The following is a 19132-nucleotide window of genomic DNA, read 5'->3' as shown; positions in this document are numbered from 1 at the left end:
ATTCCATAATAGCTACTAGAGGAAGCGTAAATCTGAGCATTTAGTGATAAGGACGGAGCGAATTTTGCTCCGTTTTTTTAGGTTTGCCCATTATGGCGTGGTGGGCTCCAATGGGGTGAAAGTCTCTCAGTACGACCTAGTAGTGATAAGTACATAGCCAAAAGCAAGGGTGTCCATGCTGCTGAAGGATCCAGTACTAGATAAGGGTGTAGGAAATATGACGTTATATTTGAGTATGCATATATATACAATCTAATGTCGAGTTGAGTCATCTTGTTTTTTCTGTCTACAATAGAGTAAAGGGGGCGCTTACATGAAGAACAAAATATCAATTATTGGTGTACCAATGGATTTAGGTCAAAGCCGCCGTGGAGTGGATATGGGGCCTAGTGCTATGCGCTACGCAGGCGCTATTGAAAAATTAGAAGAATTAGATTATCAAATCCATGATCTCGGTGATATCCCGATTAATCGTCCGGATAAACCTACGACGGATAATAGTAGTAATTTAAAAAATTTAGCTCAAGTGGTTGAGGCAAATCAAAAGCTAGCAGAAATGGTAGATAAAGAAATAGAAAAGAGACATTTTCCTTTAATATTCGGCGGAGATCATAGTATTGCAATTGGTAGTTTAGCCGGGATATCCAAGCATTATGAAAATCTTGGTGTGATATGGTATGATGCACATGGTGATTTAAACTCTGGAGAAACTTCACCATCAGGTAATATCCATGGTATGCCGCTAGCTGTTAGTTTAGGAATTGGTCATGAAAAGCTAACAAATATTTTAGGGTTTGCGCCAAAGATTAAACCAGAGAATATTGTGATTATTGGTGCACGCTCACTCGATCCTGGCGAAAGAGAGTTGATTCGCGACAGGGGGATCAAGGTCTATACGATGCATGAACTAGATCGAATGGGAATGCCAAAGGTTATGGAAGAAACGATTTCTTATTTGAAAGAACGTACGGATGGAGTGCATTTAAGCTTGGACCTTGACGGGCTTGATCCATCAGAAGCTCCAGGAGTAGGAACACCAGTTATAGGTGGTATTACTTATAGAGAAAGTCATCTGGCAATGGAAATGCTTGAAGAATCAAAACTACTGACGTCTGCAGAGTTTGTCGAAGTCAATCCAATTTTGGATGAAAAAAATAAAACTGCTACTGTTGCTGTCGGATTAATGGGATCACTTTTTGGAGAAAAATTGAAATAATAAAATGAATAGCAGTGGTGAAATTTTCGATCAATAAAAAAGACATTAAATTTCAAACTGGAAATTTGATGTCTTTTTTTACCCTAATTTCTCTATTTTTATTGTGTTGTAACGTGATGTTTTGTGAATACATACATATTATTTACTGTTATGAAGATATTCATTAATGAGCTGGTCTAGCTTCATACTAGAAGAGATGACAGCTTCGGAAGTTAATGCATGTGAGTTACTCAGAGATATCATTTCTTCTCGACATTTTTCGATTTTTTCCAATAAAACATAATTACTCACAAAACTATCCTCCTATCTAGTATACTATAATAGGAGAGTAGCCAAATTTTTGCAATCATAAACATAGATAATTTTTCTGTTATTTTTTGAAACCTTTTCGAGGAGTTATTCGTAACATGAATACCGCATAGTTGGCGGAGGTACCAATATGGATGAAATGATAAGAGAGAGAATAAAACAAGTGAAAAAAGGAGATCAATCAGCTTTTGAGGATGTGGTCTCATTCTTTCAAAACAAGATTTATCAGCATTGCTATCGAATGCTTGGTAATGCACACGAGGCGGAAGATATAGCGCAGGAAGCTTTTATTCGTGCATATGTAAATATCCATTCGTTTGATGACCGCAGGAAGTTTTCAACATGGTTATATCGTATTGCTACAAACCTAACGATTGACCGTATTCGAAAACGGAAGCCGGATCATTACCTTGATGCAGAAGTAAAGGGGACAGAAGGATTAAATATGTACTCTCAATTGGCTGATAACGGCCGTCTGCCAGAGGAAGAGGTGGAAGGGTTAGAGCTACAACGCTATATTCAACAGGAGATCATACAGCTTCCTCCGAAATATCGAAGTATCATTATGCTTCGGTATATTGAAGAATTTTCCCTTCAGGAGATAAGTGAAATCCTAGACATCCCTTTAGGAACGGTAAAAACCCGAATCCACCGAGGAAGGGAAGCTTTACGGAAAAAGCTTCGTCACGTGTAAAGGAGTGTGACTCACTTGAAATGTAATAATGAAGCTGTAGAATTAATGCATAAATATTTAGACGGTGATATTACCAAAGAGCAAGAGCAAACACTTAGTCAGCATTTAGAGAGCTGCGATGCATGCCAAAGGCATTTTCATGAGTTAAAACGAACCATTACGTTTATTCAAAGTGCAGAACAAATAAAAGCACCAGCGAATTTCACAGCTACTGTTATGGAAAAGCTTCCTACAGAAAAGAAACGAATAAAATATACAAGGTGGTTTAAGGCTCATCCAATGCTTACAGCAGCAGCCATCTTTTTCGTATTTATGCTAAGTGGAATGCTTTCCGTTTGGAATCAGGATAGTGAGCTAGTTGTTTCCAAACAGGAGGACTTGGTCATTAATGGGGATACAGTTATTGTGCCGCAGGATGTGACCGTAGATGGAGACTTACTAGTAAAAAATGGAAATCTCATTATAAATGGTACCATTGATGGAAATGTGACACTCATCAACGGTAAGCTGATAGAAGAACCAATTGAAGGTGAAGGACTGATGGCTTCAGTTGGAGAGGTAAACGGAGAATTAAAGCACGTTGATCAAGTTTTTGAATGGATATGGTACTCAATTAAACAACTGTTTCAAAGTGTTTTTGCATTATGAGGCTACAATAGATTAGTCTGAATATCGGCATTCCGATTTCAGGCTTTTTCTTATACCGTCAAAGTAGTTGATTACTTGCTTACTTTAGAGTGATATCATACATGTTACTGGTAAAATTATGTTATAATAATAACGTTATGGTCACAATGAAACTAGTGTTTAGAAATTTTTCGTAGAAGGATGTGTAATCATGCTTGATGGGGGATTCGACCTGATACAGCTCCTAAGGATAGGCGTAGATATTGCTCTCGTCTGGTATGTTATATATAAATTAATCATGCTAATCAGAGGAACGAAGGCAATCCAGCTTTTAAAAGGAATTGCTGTAGTATTGGCTGTATGGCTTATTAGTATTGTTTTAAATTTACAAACCGTTCAATATTTTACCAATCAGATAATTGAATGGGGACTTATTGTCATCATTATTCTGTTCCAGCCTGAACTGAGAAGAGCGCTAGAACAACTGGGTAGGGGTAATATATTTGGACGAAGCTCACGCTCAGAAGAAGAAATAATTGAACAAAATATTGAAGCGATTATTCAGTCTTGTAATTATATGGCAAAACGACGGATTGGTGCTCTCATCTCGATTGAACGCGAGACAGGCATTGGCGATTATGCGGAGACAGGTATCCCAATTGATGGCAAGCTGACACATCAGCTTCTTACAAATATATTCACTCCAAACACACCATTACATGATGGTGCGGTGATCTTAAAAGGAGATATTATCACTGCCGCAGCATGTTATCTACCATTATCGGAAAGTCCTTTTATTTCCAAAGAACTTGGTACTAGACACCGTGCTGCAATGGGAATTAGTGAAGTTACTGACGCTTTAACTATAGTTGTATCGGAGGAAACAGGTAATATTTCATGTACAAAAAATGGTGAGCTACATAGAGAGCTTGACCAAGAAGGTCTTCGTACATTATTACGAGAGAATTTGTCATTAAGCTTAAAAGCCCCTAGTAAAAAGTCAAAAAAGAGGAGGGGAAACAAAAATGGATAATTGGTTTAGAAGTAAATGGTTTGTCCGTGTCGTTTCCTTGGCCTTTGCGGTGTTGTTTTATGTCTTTGTGTCTGTAGAAGTACAAAATAGACCAAATAATGATGGCTTAACGTTTCCATCGGGGGACAGCTCTCAAGAATTACAGACTTTAGATGATGTGCCAGTAAATATTAAAATTGATAACGAAAAATATGTGGTTAGTGGTGTTCCTGAATACGTATCTGTTTCCATGGAAGGGTCTGCTGGCTTCCTCACTCCTACAATTAAAAATAGGAATTTCAACGTATATGTTGATTTACAAGGATTAAAAGCTGGAGAACATACCGTGGAATTACAACATGATATTTCTAGCGAATTAGATGTTTATATTGAACCAAAGCGGATTGATGTAACCATTGAAGAGAAAGCAACGAAAGAATTCAATGTCATGGTTGACTTCTTAAATGAAAGTCAAATTGCTGAAGGTTATGAGCTAGGTGATTACGAAGTTAATCCTAAAACCGTAACGATTACCAGTGCCAAAAGCGTAATTGATAAGATTGGTATTGTAAAAGCATATGTCGATTTATCTAATTTGGATAAGCCAATTAATAATCGGGAAGTACCTGTTAATGTTTATGATAATCAAGGTAGTGAATTAAACGTGAATGTTGAACCAGGGAATGTTATCATTTCTGCGGATATAGATAATCCGAGCAAGAAAGTACCACTAAGTTTAAAGACGAGTGGGAAGTTGCCGGAGGGCTATGCATTATCATCGATTTCTGCTAATGTAGAGGAAGTGGAAGTGTTTGCAAGCAATAGCTTGCTCCAAAATATTGACGAGATTACAACGGAAGACATCGATTTGTCGAAGATTGAACAATCAGGTACAATCGAGGCGAAGTTAGCCTTACCAGAGGGAGCAAGCGCACCTGGAGTAGAGAATATTAAAGTGGATGTAGAAATAGAACAAACGAAAACCATTAAAGCTTTACCAATTAATGTAGAATCTCTGGGAGATGGACAAGAAGTATCCTTTATCGATCCATCCAATGCAGAGTTAGACATCACAGTTACTGGAAATCAAGCAGACATTGCAAAGCTAAAAGCTGATGATTTCCAAGCATCAATAAATGTGGAAGGTCTGGACGTTGGGGAGCATGATGTCCCAATAACGATTGAAGGACCCGATGGAGTAACCGTTGAAGCTGAATTCGAACAAGCTACGATTGAAATAAGTGAATCTTAATATAGGATTGCTCTCGCTTGATAAACGGTGAAAAGGATATAAAGGAGAGAAACTCACATGGGAAATTATTTTGGAACAGATGGAGTACGCGGAGTAGCAAATAAGGATCTTACTCCAGAATTAGCCTTTAAGTTAGGGCGTATTGGTGGTTACGTATTAACAAAAGAAACGCAGCGACCTAAGATCATCATTGGTCGTGATACGCGGATATCTGGCCATATGCTTGAGGGAGCACTGGTAGCCGGATTACTTTCTATCGGTGCAGAAGTAATGAGACTAGGTGTTATTTCCACTCCAGGTGTTGCGTATTTAACCAAAGCAACTAGTTCACAAGCTGGTGTAATGATCTCAGCCTCTCACAATCCTGTTGAAGATAATGGAATTAAATTCTTTGGTCCAGACGGCTTTAAACTAACAGATGATCAAGAAAATGAAATTGAAGCGCTTATGGACGGAGAAGACGAGTTACCACGTCCGATTGGTGCCGATGTTGGGAGCGTCAACGACTATTTTGAAGGCGGTCAAAAGTATCTATCCTTCTTAAAAGATACGGTTGATAATGATTTTGGCGGATTAAAAATAGCTTTTGACTGTGCACACGGTGCTACATCAAGTTTGGCTACACATTTATTTGCTGATTTAGAAGCGGATATCTATTCTATCGGCTCATCTCCAGACGGATTGAATATTAATGATGGTGTTGGGTCTACACATCCGGAGAAGCTTCAAGCTTTTGTGAAAGAGAAAGATGCTGATATTGGTCTAGCATTTGATGGCGATGGTGACCGATTAATTGCTGTTGATGAAAAAGGAAATCTTGTAGATGGCGATCAAATCATGTTTATATGTGCTAAATATATGAATGAAAAAGGAGCCCTTCGTCATAATACGGTCGTTTCTACGGTAATGAGTAATATCGGTTTTTATAAAGCATTGGAAGAGAATGGCATGCGTAGTGATAAAACAGCAGTAGGGGATCGCTATGTGATGGAGGAAATGCGAAAAGGTGGATACAATCTTGGTGGTGAACAATCTGGACATATTATCTTTCTAGATTATAACACTACGGGAGATGGCATGCTGTCAGCGTTACAATTAGTAAATGTAATGACGGAAACTGGTAAGCCGCTGTCAGAGTTAGCAGAAGAAATGACCATTTATCCGCAAATACTTAAAAATGTAAGAGTCTCTGACAAGAAAGAAGCATTAAATCATCCAGAAATAAAGAAAGAGATTGCAGCAGTAGAAGAGGAACTTGGAGAACAAGGACGTGTCTTAGTAAGACCATCTGGTACCGAACCACTGGTGCGGGTAATGGTTGAATCACCAACGAAAGAAGAATGTGAGAAATATGTTAATCAAGTCGTAGCTGTAATTGAAAGACTGCTTGGAACAAATCATTAATTTTAAATAGTAACTACTAAAAGCCGCCGCTTAATGGGCGGCTTTTAGTATGTATGGATAGTAACTTTTCAATGTTCTTGACAACCATTTTTGTTCCTACTATAATTTGGTTGCTCAATCAAAAAAATGATCAATTGATCAGGAGTTGTGATATATGAATGATAGACAATCCTTTATTGCTGAAGCTAGAAGAGAACAAATTATAAAGGCAGCAATTGAAGTTCTTGAAGAGATTGGTTATGTAAGTGCCAGTTTATCTAAAATAGCTAAAAAAGCAAACATTAGTACTGGCCTTATTTCGTATCATTTCTCGGGAAAAGAAGATTTGATGAATAGTACGCTTGGTTATCTGATTCAGAACGAATTTTTATTCATTCGTAAAAGGGTAGAGCAAAATAGTAAAGCGGAGGAAAGATTAGCAGCTTATATAGATGCAAGTTTAGATTATCAGTTGAAGCATCTTTCAAATAATATTGCTCTAATAGAAATTGTTTTTCATGCACGCACAGATGAATATGTACCTTATTATCTGTTAGAGGAAGAAGAGGGAGATCCAATAACGATATTATTAAAGGATATCTTACAAATGGGACAGACGAATAATGATTTTGCTAAATTTTCCGTTAAAACAGTAGTAACTATTATACGAGGAGCTATTTCAGAGTTTATGCTATCCAATGATTCTAAACAAAGTACGGAACAATATGGAGAAGAATTAAAAAACATGGTATTTAAAATGGTGAAGTAGTGGAGGGAGGAAACAACATGCTAAATGAAGAGACAGTCTTAGGCTTAAAGCGATTCGATAAGTTGTTTATCATTGTCATTTCTATTACCGTTGGTGGGCTGCTTGGCTGGTTTATTCCTGTCATCATTGATTGGGTATTAGAGCTGCCATTTGTACCGATGGAAGGTATTATTTCTATAATTGATTCATTAAATCATTTTTGGGTTTCGGTTGTTGCTACAATTGTAGGCGTTATTGCAGGTATCGCTTTTATAGTTTATGTCTTTCATGTAACGCTGAAGGTGAAGGTATCCGATAAACAGATTACTTTAATTCTTGGAGAGATGAGAAGGGATATTCATAAGCAGGCTATTTCTGCAATTTTTATGGAAAATAAAACCTTGATTATTCTTGGAGAAAATAGTAAAGAAATTTTCCGAGAAGACTTGGAGGTTAAAAAGGAAGAGGCAAAGGAAGCCTTTTTATATTATGGTTACCCTTGGAAGAACGAAGACCCTTTTATAAAGGATTATCAACGCTGGGAATTGGGTAATAATCAATATCCTTCCGATATTAATTCTATTCTATACGCTAGAGAACGAGCATTAAAGGAGGATAATGAGGAGGAAGCAAAGCAATTACGTGAAGATTTGGCCAAGCTAGGTGTAGTAATCCAAGATAAACAAAAAGCACAGTATATTCGTTTAATAAAACAGGGGTGAATAAATTCGTGCACCCCACAATGCATTCCAATTTGAGATAGAATCTACATGCTATTTAGCCCCACAATCTGTTCATCTTTCTATAATAGAGAAGAACAAAATGAAGACAGGAGGTAGTAAGCATTGATAACAATCTTAACCGTCGATGATGATGCACATATCCGTGAACTGCTTCGATTCTATTTACAAAAGGAAGGATATCAAATTATTGAGGCCGAAGATGGTCAAGCAGCATTGAAGCAATTAGCGAAGCGACAAGTTCATTTGGCAATTGTAGATATCATGATGCCGCAAATCGATGGATATCAGCTTTGTAAAGAAATTCGTACCGATTATGATATCCCTGTTCTGATGCTTACCGCAAAAGGTGAACTGACAGATAAGGAGAAAGCATATATGGCTGGTACAGATGATTATATTGTAAAGCCGTTTGAACCAAAGGAAGTTTTGTTTCGAATTAAAGCATTGCTCCGCAGGTTCCAAATGCAACATAATGAAAAAATACAACTTGGCAATACAGTGATTGATCGAAAAAGCTATGAGGTTCATACACAAGGGAAGACAATCATACTCCCATTAAAGGAATTTGAACTGTTGGCACAATTGGCGAGTTATCCGAATCGAATATTTTCTAGAGAACAGTTGATTGAATTGGTATGGGGATCAGATTATCCAGGTAATGACCGAACAGTAGATGTACATATTAAGCGACTTCGCGAGAGATTTACCTCAGTGCAGAACGACTTTTCCATTCAAACCATTCGAGGGCTTGGTTATAAATTAGAATTCATTCGCGATGCAGGTGTTCACTAATGCGGACACTTTATGTACGAATTATTGTTACAACGATGGCTATCATGATTACTAGCTCCATTATCGCATTTATTGCTAGTAACGTTTACTACCAGCATGTATTAAAACCAGAAAATGATAAAAAGGTTACTCATATGGCTAACAATATTGTTGATCTTTACAATGGTAGTGATCAATCGATTGGTCATTTTTTACGGGATATGGCAGATTTAGGATACTCCTTTTATTTAATTGATAATGATGGCCAGAGCAAGACATTTGGCAAACCATTTGATACAACAGAATTGCAATCATCGGTTGTACAGGATGTCTTAAGCGGTAACATATACCACGGCATTGCAAATTATCCTTGGCAGCCCTTTGTAACCGGATTTTTTGATCATGCACTTTCAAATACCATTGGCTTGCCGATAAATGCTAATGACGATAGCTTTGCCTTATTTGTTCGACCAAATTCCGTGCAGCAATTTGGTGAAATGCGTATCTTTTTTGCAGTTATTATTGGACTTGCCTTGTTTTTTAGCTTCTTGTTTGTGCTTTTTAGTACACGCTGGATTGTAAACCCAATTCAGTCATTAACAGTGGCTACGAAAAAAATTGCAGCAGGTAATTATCATATAAAATTAGCTGTTAACCGTAAGGATGAGATTGGACGCTTGGCAAGAAATTTTTCAACCATGAGTGAGAGTTTACAAAAAACAGAAGAAAAAAGACAGGAATTTGTTGCAAGCGTCTCCCATGAAATTCAATCTCCACTTACATCAATTCAAGGGTTTTCACAAGCCCTTCAGGAGGAGAACCTTTCCAACGAAGAACGCATTCATTATCTATCCATTATTGAAAAAGAGAGCAAACGATTATCTGTACTTAGCAGGCAACTGCTTACCTTATCTCAGCTGGATCAAGGCAATAATGAGCTGGAGCGTATTCCATTTGATCTATCGGAGCAGATGAAGGAAATATTATTTACACTTGAATGGCAGTGGCGCCAAAAAAATCTATCGATAGAATGGGATGCTAAGCCAACGGTTATTAACGGCGATCCTAAATTATTACATCAAGTATGGATGAATGTTATAACAAATGCCATTCGTTATACATTGAAAGAAGGAAAGATATCAATAACTGTAAAAAAAGGGAAAGCGAATGTTGAAGTTATTATTACGGACACAGGTATTGGAATTTCTCAAGAAGATATCCCTCAAATCTTTGATCGGTTTTATAAAGCTGATAAAGCTAGAACGCGAAAAGCAGGTGGAACAGGTCTGGGATTAGCCATTACAAAGAAAATTGTAGAATTACATGCTGGAACAATCATGGTTAAGAGTGAAGAAGGGCAAGGAACAGCGATTATTATAACGCTACCGCAATAGTAACGAATCGTTCATCTTCTGTTCATACAAAAGGTCTATATTAGAAGCAGAAGAGGAGGGAAGTGCAATGTTTCTTGCAATTCGAGAGTTACTATTTGCGAAAACTAGATATATATTAATTGGTCTCATTATGGTTTTAACGGCTAGTCTAATCTTTATTATTTCGGGGTTAGCTCAAGGTCTATCTGCTGATAATGCGTCCTCGATTCAAGAGCTGCAAGCGGATTTGTTAATCTTAACAAAGGATGCAGAGGGAGAACTTACAAAATCCTTTATTCCAATGGGCGAGGCGCAAGAGATTGTAGACAATCAAGGTGATGAGCATGCTAGTACTTTAGCCATTCGGATGATGAATGCCACCAGAAATAACAGTCAACAGCAACTAGATATTGCAATGTTTGCAACAGAACCTGATAGTATGCTGATGCCAAAAATAACGGAAGGAGTTTCTCCAACAAATCAAAAACAAGTAGTAGCCGACACTACATTAAAGCAGGAGGGTGTAAAGCTTGGCGATAAATTGACAATTGGGGAAGCCTCTTACATTGTGTCAGCTTTTACATCAGGTCAACGATACAGTCATACTCCCGTTGTGTTTATTCATAATCAAGGCTTAGATCAAGTGAATGCAATTGCTGTACAAGGCGACGCCCATGTAGAAGGGTCATTTGATGTAATGACAAAAGAAGATGCACTTCAGGGGATTCCTAGCTATTCGCAGGAACAGGCATCGCTAAATATGATGATCATTTTCTTATATGTCATTGCTGCATTTGTGCTGGCTGTGTTTTTCTATGTCATCACACTACAAAAAAGGGAACAGTTTGGGGTGTTAAAAGCATTAGGTGCTAATAACAGCTACTTGATTCAGGGGTTAATGGGGCAAGTAGTATTACTTGCCGTTGTATGTATCGCATTAGGAGCAGCGATTACGGTTGGAATAGGTGCGTTATTCCCTAGTGATATGCCATTTCACCTCGAATTAGTTACAATGCTTAAGCCAGCCATTATTATGATGATTGTCTCCTTTATTGGAGCACTGTTATCCCTTTATCAAGTAACGCGAATTGATCCAATTGAAGCAATTGAGGGGGCTGCTGCATAATGACACTTATTTTAGATCATGTTACGAAAACTTATACAGATGGTCCAAATCGCTTTAACGCTTTGGATGAAGTATCCTTAGAAGTAAAATCAGGTGAATTTATTGCGATAGTTGGTCCTTCTGGATCAGGAAAAAGTACGATGTTATCAATTGCCGGGGCACTACTTTCTCCAACAAGTGGGAACGTGCTGTTGGCTGGAGAGAATATTACTGGATTATCATCGAAAGAAATAACGAAAAGACGGCTTGAAAAGATTGGGTTTGTGTTTCAAGCTGCTCATTTAGTTCCATATCTCAAGGTAAAAGATCAGTTGAATATTATTCAAGTGCTTGCCAAGAAACGAGTTAAACATGGGAGTGATTTACTTACTCATTTTGGCTTGCAGCATCGGTTGAATAATTATCCCAATGAGCTGTCAGGAGGTCAGCGTCAGCGAGTAGCAATTGCTCGTGCACTAATGAACGATCCGCAAATAATTCTTGCTGATGAACCTACTGCAAGCCTTGACTCCAAGCGAGGTCAGGATGTTGTAAAACTTTTGGCAGGCGAAATTAAAGATCGAAACAAGGCCGGAATTATGGTAACGCATGATGAGCGCGTACTTAGCTATGCAGATCGAATTGTAACGATTCGCGACGGAAAAATAGTAAAGGATTAAATAGTAAGAACTGCTCAGCAATAAAAACAACCACTCATATAATAAAAGAACGACCACAGTTCCAGCTATGGTCGATAGATACCCATCCTTATGATAGGGATTGGCGTTATCTAATTTAGAAAGAAAAAATAGCCCATACCCCTTTGTGGAACAGGTGGCTATTTTTTTGCGTTAAGAATAGCTACAACAACTGAATTAGCGTTACGATCATGCGTTTTATCAATACTATAATGAGTAAGTGTTAATGTATTTAACGTTACTATCTACTCTACTTTTGTCCCGTATATAACTGGCAGTAATCCCCCCACTGATTCAAGTTTCACTTTACATCTAACTGTTCTTTTAAAGCAGTAATTGATTGGATGTTCAAGAAATGGTTGAAGAACTTACAAAGGTGATGGCATATTTGGCTTAGATAAAAAGAGATGAGTATATGTAGAAAAAGAACGTGAAGAAAGTAGTTTACTTCTCTTTTGGATTGGTATCAACTACAAATTCTCCACGCTTTAGTTGATTTTGCAATAGATCCTCAAATAATATTTACAAGATCCTTTTTTGCTTTCTCTTTAACATTTAATCCATTAATCATTTCCAGAACCTGTAACGCACATCCCCATGAAAAAGTGATTCCAGAGCCACCATGTCCATAGTTATGTATAATGGATGAGTTAGGTACTCTTTCTAAACGAACACTTTTTTCACGGAAAGGCCTTAAACCAGTACGCACAGGTTCATAGGAATCAATAATTGCTTTTTCAAGCGGAGGGAAGAACGATTTACAACGATTATACATCTCTTCAATTGGTTGATAATTTTCTAAATTAACTTCTAAATCCCATTTATTAAGTTCAGCTAAACCTCCTAAAAGTAACATGTTTTCCCCTCTAGGAAGGATAAAAATAAAGCCAGGATCTTCACTAATTCCATCATGAGAAATACAATAAGCTTCATCTAATTTAGAGAATTGTTGCCCATCATTCACAACTCTAACTAATGCACCACGTAACGGGGTCATGTCATCATCAGTCAATTCAATAGCACCTAAACCTGTACAGTTTACAATTACATCCACTTGGTATTCCGCTTTTAAATTTTCTTCTTGTTGTTCTAAATTTCCTACAATTTTTTTCATTATAATATCACAATTTGATTTTTCAACCTTTTCTTGTAGCCACTTCATGTAGATATCCGTATCAATCATAGGAGCTAACAGCGTATATGCGTCTTTAATACCCATTTCTGGATTAACTCCTTTTTCTTCAATCAGTGATACACTATGGCGGAAACTACGAACATGTCTTTTTAATTCGTTCATTTTTTTTAAATCTTTAGAGTTATCCTTTATTAAATTTTTAAAAAAGAAAGTAACATCACGCATGTATACTCCACTTTCTTTGTTTTTAGATAAATCCGAGAATATATTATAAGAGAGTAATGACCATTCTTTTGATATCTTAATTGAAGCTTCATCTTGGTGGTTTCCACAAACAGCCGGAGGCCACTCCCACAATGCACCTGCGACTACGGAAGTAACTTCAGGAGCGAGCTTTTCTGTAACTATTTTGACTTGATGTCCTTCATTTTGTAAAATCAATGCTGTAGTTAGCCCTACTACCCCACCACCTATAACTAAAACTTTACTTTTTTCACTATGATTTATATTCACAACATCACTTCCTTATAATTTGTTTAACTATTAGAACAATTTGTCGCAAAATTATATAACATAGCCCTTTCTAAAATATTGAAGTCTACCAATGGGTTTTCTGATAATAGTTCTGCATATTCTGATTTTTGTTGTTATTTTGATTCAAAACGATCGTCCACTACAGAATTGATGTATGAATCAAAATCTCCTTCTCTCAAAGAATTCAATGAGTCTTTTAGTGATTCTTCAGCCGACTTTAAAGAAGCGCTTACATAGTAAATAAATGCCATCAGTAAAGCTAACGCAGTGATAGAAACTAAAAACAATTTGCGTGATAACACTCATTTCTTCTAACCGTTGAATAATATTGAGGATATCCACCGTTCTAAACGGGAGATGCTCTCCACTACAACTGTATCGCCTTGCCTGATGACATTAAAAAGTTGATGAAGTCCTTTTCAATCTTTAATCGTACCTGTAAACTTCTTCTTAACTATTTTTTACAATCATATTGATTAAACATACCAATTTGCCGATCTAAGTTTTGATCAATAGTAGACACCCGAGCCGAGCATAATCAATTATCATTTGTAACCTTCAGTAAACCTATATATTTTTATTTTACTAGAAGGACTCTTATTGTAAAGGTATTTTTTGGTAATTAATAAATCTTAATAAAATCAAAGTTTAGTAGGATGAAAGAAAGCGTTACAAAAATACTGGTTTATGGTAATGGCATGTATTAACATGGAGATAAGTTCTAAATCAATCTGGCCAGATTGTTGTATAACATTTTCAAGTACAATACATAAATTAGGATATTAGTGAGATTAAATTCTGGTATTAGTCCTAACCTATGTGGTCAAACAATAGGTTTTACAATTTTGACAATAGTAACATTACGAGGTGGTTTATTAATGAAAAAGAATGAAAAAACATATCTAAGTATAGAAGAAATTATTTCATTACCAACCTTATCAGGTACAAACATAAGTGATAATGGCAAAAACGTAGCATTTGTCAAAAAGCCAGCTAACTGGAAAGACAATAAATATCGGAACCATGTATGGATATATGAAAAAGAAAAGGGGCAGTGTTACCCATTAACAACTGGTGAAATAGATAGTACATACCCATTATGGTCTCCAGATTCTAGGAATATTGCATACCTTTAGCCCAGTTGGTGATGGGGAGAATAAGACAAATCAAATCTTTGTTAAGTCGATAGATGGTTATGACGGGGTTCAAATTACTAATGAGAAAGAAGGAGTCAGTAAATTCCAATGGGAGCCTAATGGCAAGGGTTTTTATTATGTTGCGCAGTTAAAAGAATGCGAGGAGATAAGGAAACGTAAGGAACTGTATGGAGATTTCCGTCATGTAGGTAATGAATATCAGAATAATTGTTTATGTTACATTGAAATAGATAAAGTGATACAAAATGATAAATATGAACACAAAAATAGCGTTGTTTATCAACTAACTGATGGTAAGGATTTTCATATCCATGAATTTGATTTGATATTTCAGATGATGGGAAAAAGGTTGTATTTATAGCTACACCAAGCCCAAATATGGAAGAGTATCTGAATGGAGATCTATACATATTAGATATTAAAGCGGAAGAGCTACAAAAGATGCATATAGATAAGTTGTTGGGAGGGAGTGTTTGCTTTTCTCCTGAAGGCAACAAAATATGTTACGCAGCAAGCATAAGGGAGAAGGATTACTATAAGACCCATATACAAGATATTAATTTAGAAATATATGATATTAATAATGGAGAGCTCATTCAACCTTTTAGCAAATTTTGATAGTACGGTAGTTCCATTACGCTGGACAACTAAAGGAATTTTAATTAGATGGCAGAATAAAACTAATTATCTTATTGGGTTACTAGCTGAGGATGGCACTGTGGAAATGTTAAGCGAAAAAGTAGATAGTTTTATAATGGATGCTTCTATAACAAGGGATGAAAATCATATATCCTATAATAAGGCTATAACAAATGAAATCTTTGAAATCTATTTAGACGATACAAAAATAACGAATGAAAATAGCTTTTTCAAAGGAAGGCTTAAATGTAACAGGGAAATAATTTCATGGATAAATAGTGATGGTCTTGAAATAGAGGGAGTTTTATCAACCCCAGTAGAGTTTGACACAAATGAAAAGTATCCCTTATTAGTGGTAATCCATGGTGGTCCAGCTTGGGCATCCTCTCCAATATTTTCAGATTGTTTTAATGAGAAATATCCTATTGAACAGTTTATTGGAAAAGGCTTTATCGTTTTAGAACCAAACTACAGGGGAAGTTCTGGTTATGGTAATGAATTCTTGAAAGCTAACTATAGAAAGCTGGGAATTGTTAACTACGATGATGTCATATCTGGAGTAGATAATCTAGTTGACAAAGGGATTGCAGATAAAGATAGAGTAGGGGTTATGGGATGGAGCAACGGAGGATATATATCAGCCTTCTGTTCAACATTTAGTAGTAGATTTGTGGCTATTTCAGTTGGAGGTGGAATTACTAATTGGAGTACCCATTATGTAAATACAGATATACCTTACTTTATTAGTATGTATTTAGGAAATAATCCATGGAATGATCCAGGGATATATACGAAAACATCACCAATGACATATATTAAAACTGCCTGTACTCCCACTTTAATCCAACATGGCGAAAAGGATGTAAGAGTTCCAACTCCAAATGCATATGAGCTATATCAAGGGTTAAGGGATATGGAAGTTGATACAGAATTAATTATATTTAAAGGAATTATAGTTCAGACCAACCAGGAATTAATGTGGCTATTATGAAGCAGAATTTGATGTGGTTTTCACACTATATTCTTGGAGAAAGTATGAAAGATTTTAGGGTTCTATAATGGATATCCTCAAAGGATACATAAGGATGAATTTCTAATTTAAGTCGACTTTTAGTCTTTATTGTTTTCGTATCAATCACAGGATTTTTTATACAAATAGATAAGATTTGGAACTATTGATGCAGTTTCTATATTATATAGAAGCTATATCTTTCGGGCGAAATCCTTTGCATCGAATCAGATGCACGATGGCTAATTTCTTCGATTACAAAATCCTATGCAGTCGAATCGATGGGTTGCTGCATGAGTTTCTTGCTCCCTTCTTTAATATGATTTAAATTATATGTTACTTGGGCAACCCTCTATTCATCTTCACTTCTTGATATGTAGGATTAACATCTCACTGCTCCTTCTCCTTCTAAAGGCTGAGAAGATTCTACTTCTCCTGACTGTGTTACAACAAACTGCTACGTGCTACTATTGGTATAGTAATACTATCGACCCTCATACAGATACGTTATACTACATATAAGTATTAATTTTCTAATAACTTAGAATGTAGGTGAAAAAAGATAGGAGGAGAGTAATGTTAAATTTTCCAAAGCCAACGGTGGAGCAGTTTTTTCGTACCTATACGATCACAAATTTTACAGTTAGCGGTGATGAGAAGCGGTTAATATTTACCTCGAATTTAAATGGTAAGATGAATTTATGGGCAATGGATCTACCAGACACATTTCCTTATTTATTTGCCCATCATGATGAAGCTTGTAGCTTTATCAAGGTTGATCCGAACAATCGATTTGTACTAGCAGGATTTGATAAAGATGGTGATGAAAACCACCATATATATGCATTGCCTGCTGAGGGAGGTCTGCCACAACCTTTAGTAACAGGAGAGGCATCGGAAAAATATTTCTTTTCGCATTTAAGTGAAGATGGGGAGCGATTATACTATATGACGTCTGAAGATAATCCCTCTTTTTTGAATGCGAGAGTCCGAGATCTTCGAACAGATACGGATCAACTTATACATGAAGGGGAGGAATCGCTTACAGAGTTAGCCGCTGTTTCCAAGGATGAAGAAGCATACGTGTATTTATGTTCGTTCGCAAACACCTATGTAACAGGGTATGTAAAATCTGGAGAGAATAAAAATTACCTCACACCAAATCCTGATAAAGTCCATGTTGTATTTGATCCGATATTTACAGATAATCAAACCATCTATTTTTTAACAGATTATGAGAGTGAATATAGTTATCTTGCAAAATTTGATTTGGGTTCGAAACAGTTTTCAAAAGTTTTAACGATTGAGAACGAGAGTATACAACTTTTAAAATGGCATAAAGAGAATCAATGCTTTTATTTGATAACGGAAAAAGGCGTTACGGATGTGATGTATCGCTATGAAGTAGCAAGCGGTAAGCTCCATACGTTAAAGTCTCCAGTAGATGTAATTGATCAATGTCATGTTACAACATCTGGTTCCATCTTTTTATTAGGACGAAGCGCTACAGTGCCTAGTAATATTTTTCAATCCGTGGATGGTGAGGATTGGCAGCAACTTACGAATAATGGAGTACTTGGTGTAAAAAATGAAGATATGGTTGAACCGGAAATTGTAAACTATTCCTCCTATGATGGAATGGAAATAGAAGCCTTGCTGTTTAAAGCCCATCCAGAATATGATAACGGTCATACAATTTTCTGGCCACATGGTGGACCACAGGCTTCCGAACGAAAAATGTTTCGTTCAATGTTCCAATGCTTCTTAAATCGTGGTTATTCAATATTTGCTCCTAATTTCCGAGGCAGCACAGGATACGGAGCCTCTTTTGTGAAAATGGTGGAGCAGGATTGGGGTGAAGGACCACGATTGGATTGTGTAGCAGGAGTAGAGTGGCTAGTTAACAACAAAATTAGCACTCGAGAGAAGCTCTTTTTAGTAGGAGGCAGCTATGGGGGATACATGGCGCTATTATTACATGGACGTCATTCTGAATATTTTAAAGCAGTTGTTGACATATTTGGTCCTTCTGATTTATTTACTTTTGTTAATTCAGTTCCTCCACATTGGAAGCCGCTTATGGAACGTTGGTTAGGTGATCCAATTAGGGATGAAGAACGATTTACTAAAGATTCTCCAGTGACTTATTTGGACGGAATGACGAAGCCCATGCTAGTCATTCAAGGAGCAAAGGATCCCCGCGTTGTAAAAGAAGAATCGGATCAAATTGTTGCCAAGCTTAAGAAACAAGGGCGTGATGTGGAATATTTAGTATTAGAGGACGAAGGGCATGGCTTCGCAAAAAAAGAAAATGAAATAAACGTATATAAGCGGATGCTTGATTTTCTAGATCAGCATCAATCCTAAGAAAACACAGCTTGTAGTGAGCTAGGAGACTCGCTACAAGCTTTTTTCGTAATCGAATAAAACTTACTCGCTTTTCACAGACATACACCCGACTCCAATCATCAAAAGCCATCGTATCGTTTTTTACGTTGAAGATCTGTATTATACATCCTCTTTATCCCGCATATAACTGGCAGTAAGCCCCCAACATCAAGCAATAAAGTGAAGTAAGTGTGGGAACAACTGCCAGTAAATGTCCGATTGGTTCAACTATCAATCCGAAACCCCGTGGATTGAAGTTTCACTTTATCCCGCATATAACTGGCAGTAAGCCCCCAACATCAAGCAATAAAGTGAAGTAAGTGTGGGAACAACTGCCAG

At 36.8% G+C, this 19132-nt stretch carries 15 protein-coding genes and 2 pseudogenes; 14 read left to right on the top strand and 3 right to left on the bottom strand.

The genetic code is table 11. The features are described from left to right. Positions 1 to 313: 313 nt before the first annotated feature. Positions 314 to 1216, top strand: coding sequence for an arginase (gene rocF / locus Q1A47_RS15590; RefSeq protein ID WP_026679754.1), 903 nt, complete (start codon positions 314 to 316; stop codon positions 1214 to 1216). Between the two features lie 138 nt (positions 1217 to 1354). On the opposite strand, the gene Q1A47_RS15585 is transcribed toward rocF, so the two are convergent. Next, positions 1355 to 1507: an aspartyl-phosphate phosphatase Spo0E family protein gene (locus tag Q1A47_RS15585; RefSeq protein ID WP_080668607.1), complete on the bottom strand. Its 153-nt coding sequence runs from the start codon at positions 1505 to 1507 to the stop codon at positions 1355 to 1357. A 148-nt stretch (positions 1508 to 1655) separates the two neighbouring features. Here Q1A47_RS15585 and sigW point away from each other — a divergent pair, with 148 nt between their 5' ends. The 11 genes from sigW to Q1A47_RS15530 all read left to right on the top strand — a co-directional run bounded on the left by sigW (position 1656) and on the right by Q1A47_RS15530 (position 11913). Further along, positions 1656 to 2219 carry an RNA polymerase sigma factor SigW gene (sigW, locus tag Q1A47_RS15580; protein ID WP_026679755.1) on the top strand — a complete coding sequence of 188 codons (564 nt, stop codon included), beginning with the start codon at positions 1656 to 1658 and terminating at the stop codon, positions 2217 to 2219. 6 nt (positions 2220 to 2225) lie between these two features. Then, on the top strand, positions 2226 to 2867 hold the full coding sequence (locus tag Q1A47_RS15575) for a zf-HC2 domain-containing protein (RefSeq protein ID WP_345739469.1): 642 nt from the start codon (positions 2226 to 2228) through the stop codon (positions 2865 to 2867). Positions 2868 to 3057: 190 nt separating this feature from the next. Beyond that, positions 3058 to 3879, top strand: a complete 822-nt coding sequence (gene cdaA / locus Q1A47_RS15570; RefSeq protein WP_026679757.1) for a diadenylate cyclase CdaA — start codon at positions 3058 to 3060, stop codon at positions 3877 to 3879. Beyond that, positions 3872 to 5110, top strand: a complete 1239-nt coding sequence (locus tag Q1A47_RS15565) for a YbbR-like domain-containing protein (RefSeq protein ID WP_026679758.1) — start codon at positions 3872 to 3874, stop codon at positions 5108 to 5110. Before cdaA ends, Q1A47_RS15565 begins: the two co-directional genes overlap by 8 nt. 57 nt (positions 5111 to 5167) lie before the next feature. Next, a complete protein-coding gene (glmM, locus tag Q1A47_RS15560; RefSeq protein ID WP_026679759.1) occupies positions 5168 to 6514 on the top strand; it encodes a phosphoglucosamine mutase in 1347 nt (448 codons plus the stop codon). Positions 6515 to 6668: 154 nt separating this feature from the next. Further along, positions 6669 to 7262 carry a TetR/AcrR family transcriptional regulator gene (locus Q1A47_RS15555; RefSeq protein WP_026679760.1) on the top strand — a complete coding sequence of 198 codons (594 nt, stop codon included), beginning with the start codon at positions 6669 to 6671 and terminating at the stop codon, positions 7260 to 7262. A 17-nt stretch (positions 7263 to 7279) separates the two neighbouring features. Continuing rightward, positions 7280 to 7963, top strand: coding sequence for a hypothetical protein (locus Q1A47_RS15550; protein WP_026679761.1), 684 nt, complete (start codon positions 7280 to 7282; stop codon positions 7961 to 7963). Positions 7964 to 8086: 123 nt separating this feature from the next. After that, entirely contained in the window at positions 8087 to 8776 is a 690-nt protein-coding gene (locus Q1A47_RS15545; protein WP_026679762.1) for a response regulator transcription factor, read from the top strand. Further along, on the top strand, positions 8776 to 10149 hold the full coding sequence (locus tag Q1A47_RS15540; protein ID WP_026679763.1) for a cell wall metabolism sensor histidine kinase WalK: 1374 nt from the start codon (positions 8776 to 8778) through the stop codon (positions 10147 to 10149). Before Q1A47_RS15545 ends, Q1A47_RS15540 begins: the two co-directional genes overlap by 1 nt. A 67-nt stretch (positions 10150 to 10216) precedes the next feature. After that, positions 10217 to 11254 carry an ABC transporter permease gene (locus Q1A47_RS15535; protein WP_026679764.1) on the top strand — a complete coding sequence of 346 codons (1038 nt, stop codon included), beginning with the start codon at positions 10217 to 10219 and terminating at the stop codon, positions 11252 to 11254. Further along, on the top strand, positions 11254 to 11913 hold the full coding sequence (locus Q1A47_RS15530; protein ID WP_026679765.1) for an ABC transporter ATP-binding protein: 660 nt from the start codon (positions 11254 to 11256) through the stop codon (positions 11911 to 11913). The genes Q1A47_RS15535 and Q1A47_RS15530 overlap by 1 nt, the downstream gene beginning before the upstream one ends. Before the next feature lie 529 nt (positions 11914 to 12442). On the opposite strand, the gene Q1A47_RS15525 is transcribed toward Q1A47_RS15530, so the two are convergent. Beyond that, positions 12443 to 13579 carry an FAD-dependent oxidoreductase gene (locus tag Q1A47_RS15525; protein ID WP_026679766.1) on the bottom strand — a complete coding sequence of 379 codons (1137 nt, stop codon included), beginning with the start codon at positions 13577 to 13579 and terminating at the stop codon, positions 12443 to 12445. A gap of 318 nt (positions 13580 to 13897) precedes the next feature. Beyond that, a pseudogene (locus Q1A47_RS15520) lies at positions 13898 to 14084 on the bottom strand (recombinase family protein); the annotation flags it as partial. A 394-nt stretch (positions 14085 to 14478) separates the two neighbouring features. On the opposite strand from Q1A47_RS15520, the pseudogene Q1A47_RS15515 reads away from it, so the two are divergent. Both Q1A47_RS15515 and Q1A47_RS15510 read left to right on the top strand, forming a co-directional pair. Next, positions 14479 to 16455: pseudogene (locus Q1A47_RS15515) on the top strand (prolyl oligopeptidase family serine peptidase). A 526-nt stretch (positions 16456 to 16981) separates the two neighbouring features. Continuing rightward, the gene (locus Q1A47_RS15510; RefSeq protein ID WP_166530646.1) at positions 16982 to 18772 is read left to right on the top strand and encodes a S9 family peptidase; all 1791 of its coding nucleotides are present in this window, start codon (positions 16982 to 16984) and stop codon (positions 18770 to 18772) included. The last annotated feature ends 360 nt before the right edge of the window (positions 18773 to 19132 follow it).

The organism is uncultured Virgibacillus sp. (assembly GCF_947495635.1).
Lineage (GTDB): Bacteria > Bacillota > Bacilli > Bacillales > Amphibacillaceae > Virgibacillus > Virgibacillus salarius.
The sequence above is the reverse complement of the archived record's forward strand: the minus strand, read 5'-3'. Positions and strand labels throughout refer to the sequence as shown.

What these genes read in the sequence shown, in the direction of transcription:
- sigW (WP_026679755.1), top strand. Translation starts at nt 1,656, where the DNA reads ATGGATGAAATGATAAGAGAGAGAATAAAACAAGTGAAAAAAGGAGAT.
- Q1A47_RS15555 (WP_026679760.1), top strand. Translation starts at nt 6,669, where the DNA reads ATGAATGATAGACAATCCTTTATTGCTGAAGCTAGAAGAGAACAAATT.
- glmM (WP_026679759.1), top strand. Translation starts at nt 5,168, where the DNA reads ATGGGAAATTATTTTGGAACAGATGGAGTACGCGGAGTAGCAAATAAG.
- Q1A47_RS15540 (WP_026679763.1), top strand. Translation starts at nt 8,776, where the DNA reads ATGCGGACACTTTATGTACGAATTATTGTTACAACGATGGCTATCATG.
- Q1A47_RS15530 (WP_026679765.1), top strand. Translation starts at nt 11,254, where the DNA reads ATGACACTTATTTTAGATCATGTTACGAAAACTTATACAGATGGTCCA.
- Q1A47_RS15510 (WP_166530646.1), top strand. Translation starts at nt 16,982, where the DNA reads ATGTTAAATTTTCCAAAGCCAACGGTGGAGCAGTTTTTTCGTACCTAT.
- rocF (WP_026679754.1), top strand. Translation starts at nt 314, where the DNA reads ATGAAGAACAAAATATCAATTATTGGTGTACCAATGGATTTAGGTCAA.
- cdaA (WP_026679757.1), top strand. Translation starts at nt 3,058, where the DNA reads ATGCTTGATGGGGGATTCGACCTGATACAGCTCCTAAGGATAGGCGTA.
- Q1A47_RS15535 (WP_026679764.1), top strand. Translation starts at nt 10,217, where the DNA reads ATGTTTCTTGCAATTCGAGAGTTACTATTTGCGAAAACTAGATATATA.
- Q1A47_RS15550 (WP_026679761.1), top strand. Translation starts at nt 7,280, where the DNA reads ATGCTAAATGAAGAGACAGTCTTAGGCTTAAAGCGATTCGATAAGTTG.
- Q1A47_RS15565 (WP_026679758.1), top strand. Translation starts at nt 3,872, where the DNA reads ATGGATAATTGGTTTAGAAGTAAATGGTTTGTCCGTGTCGTTTCCTTG.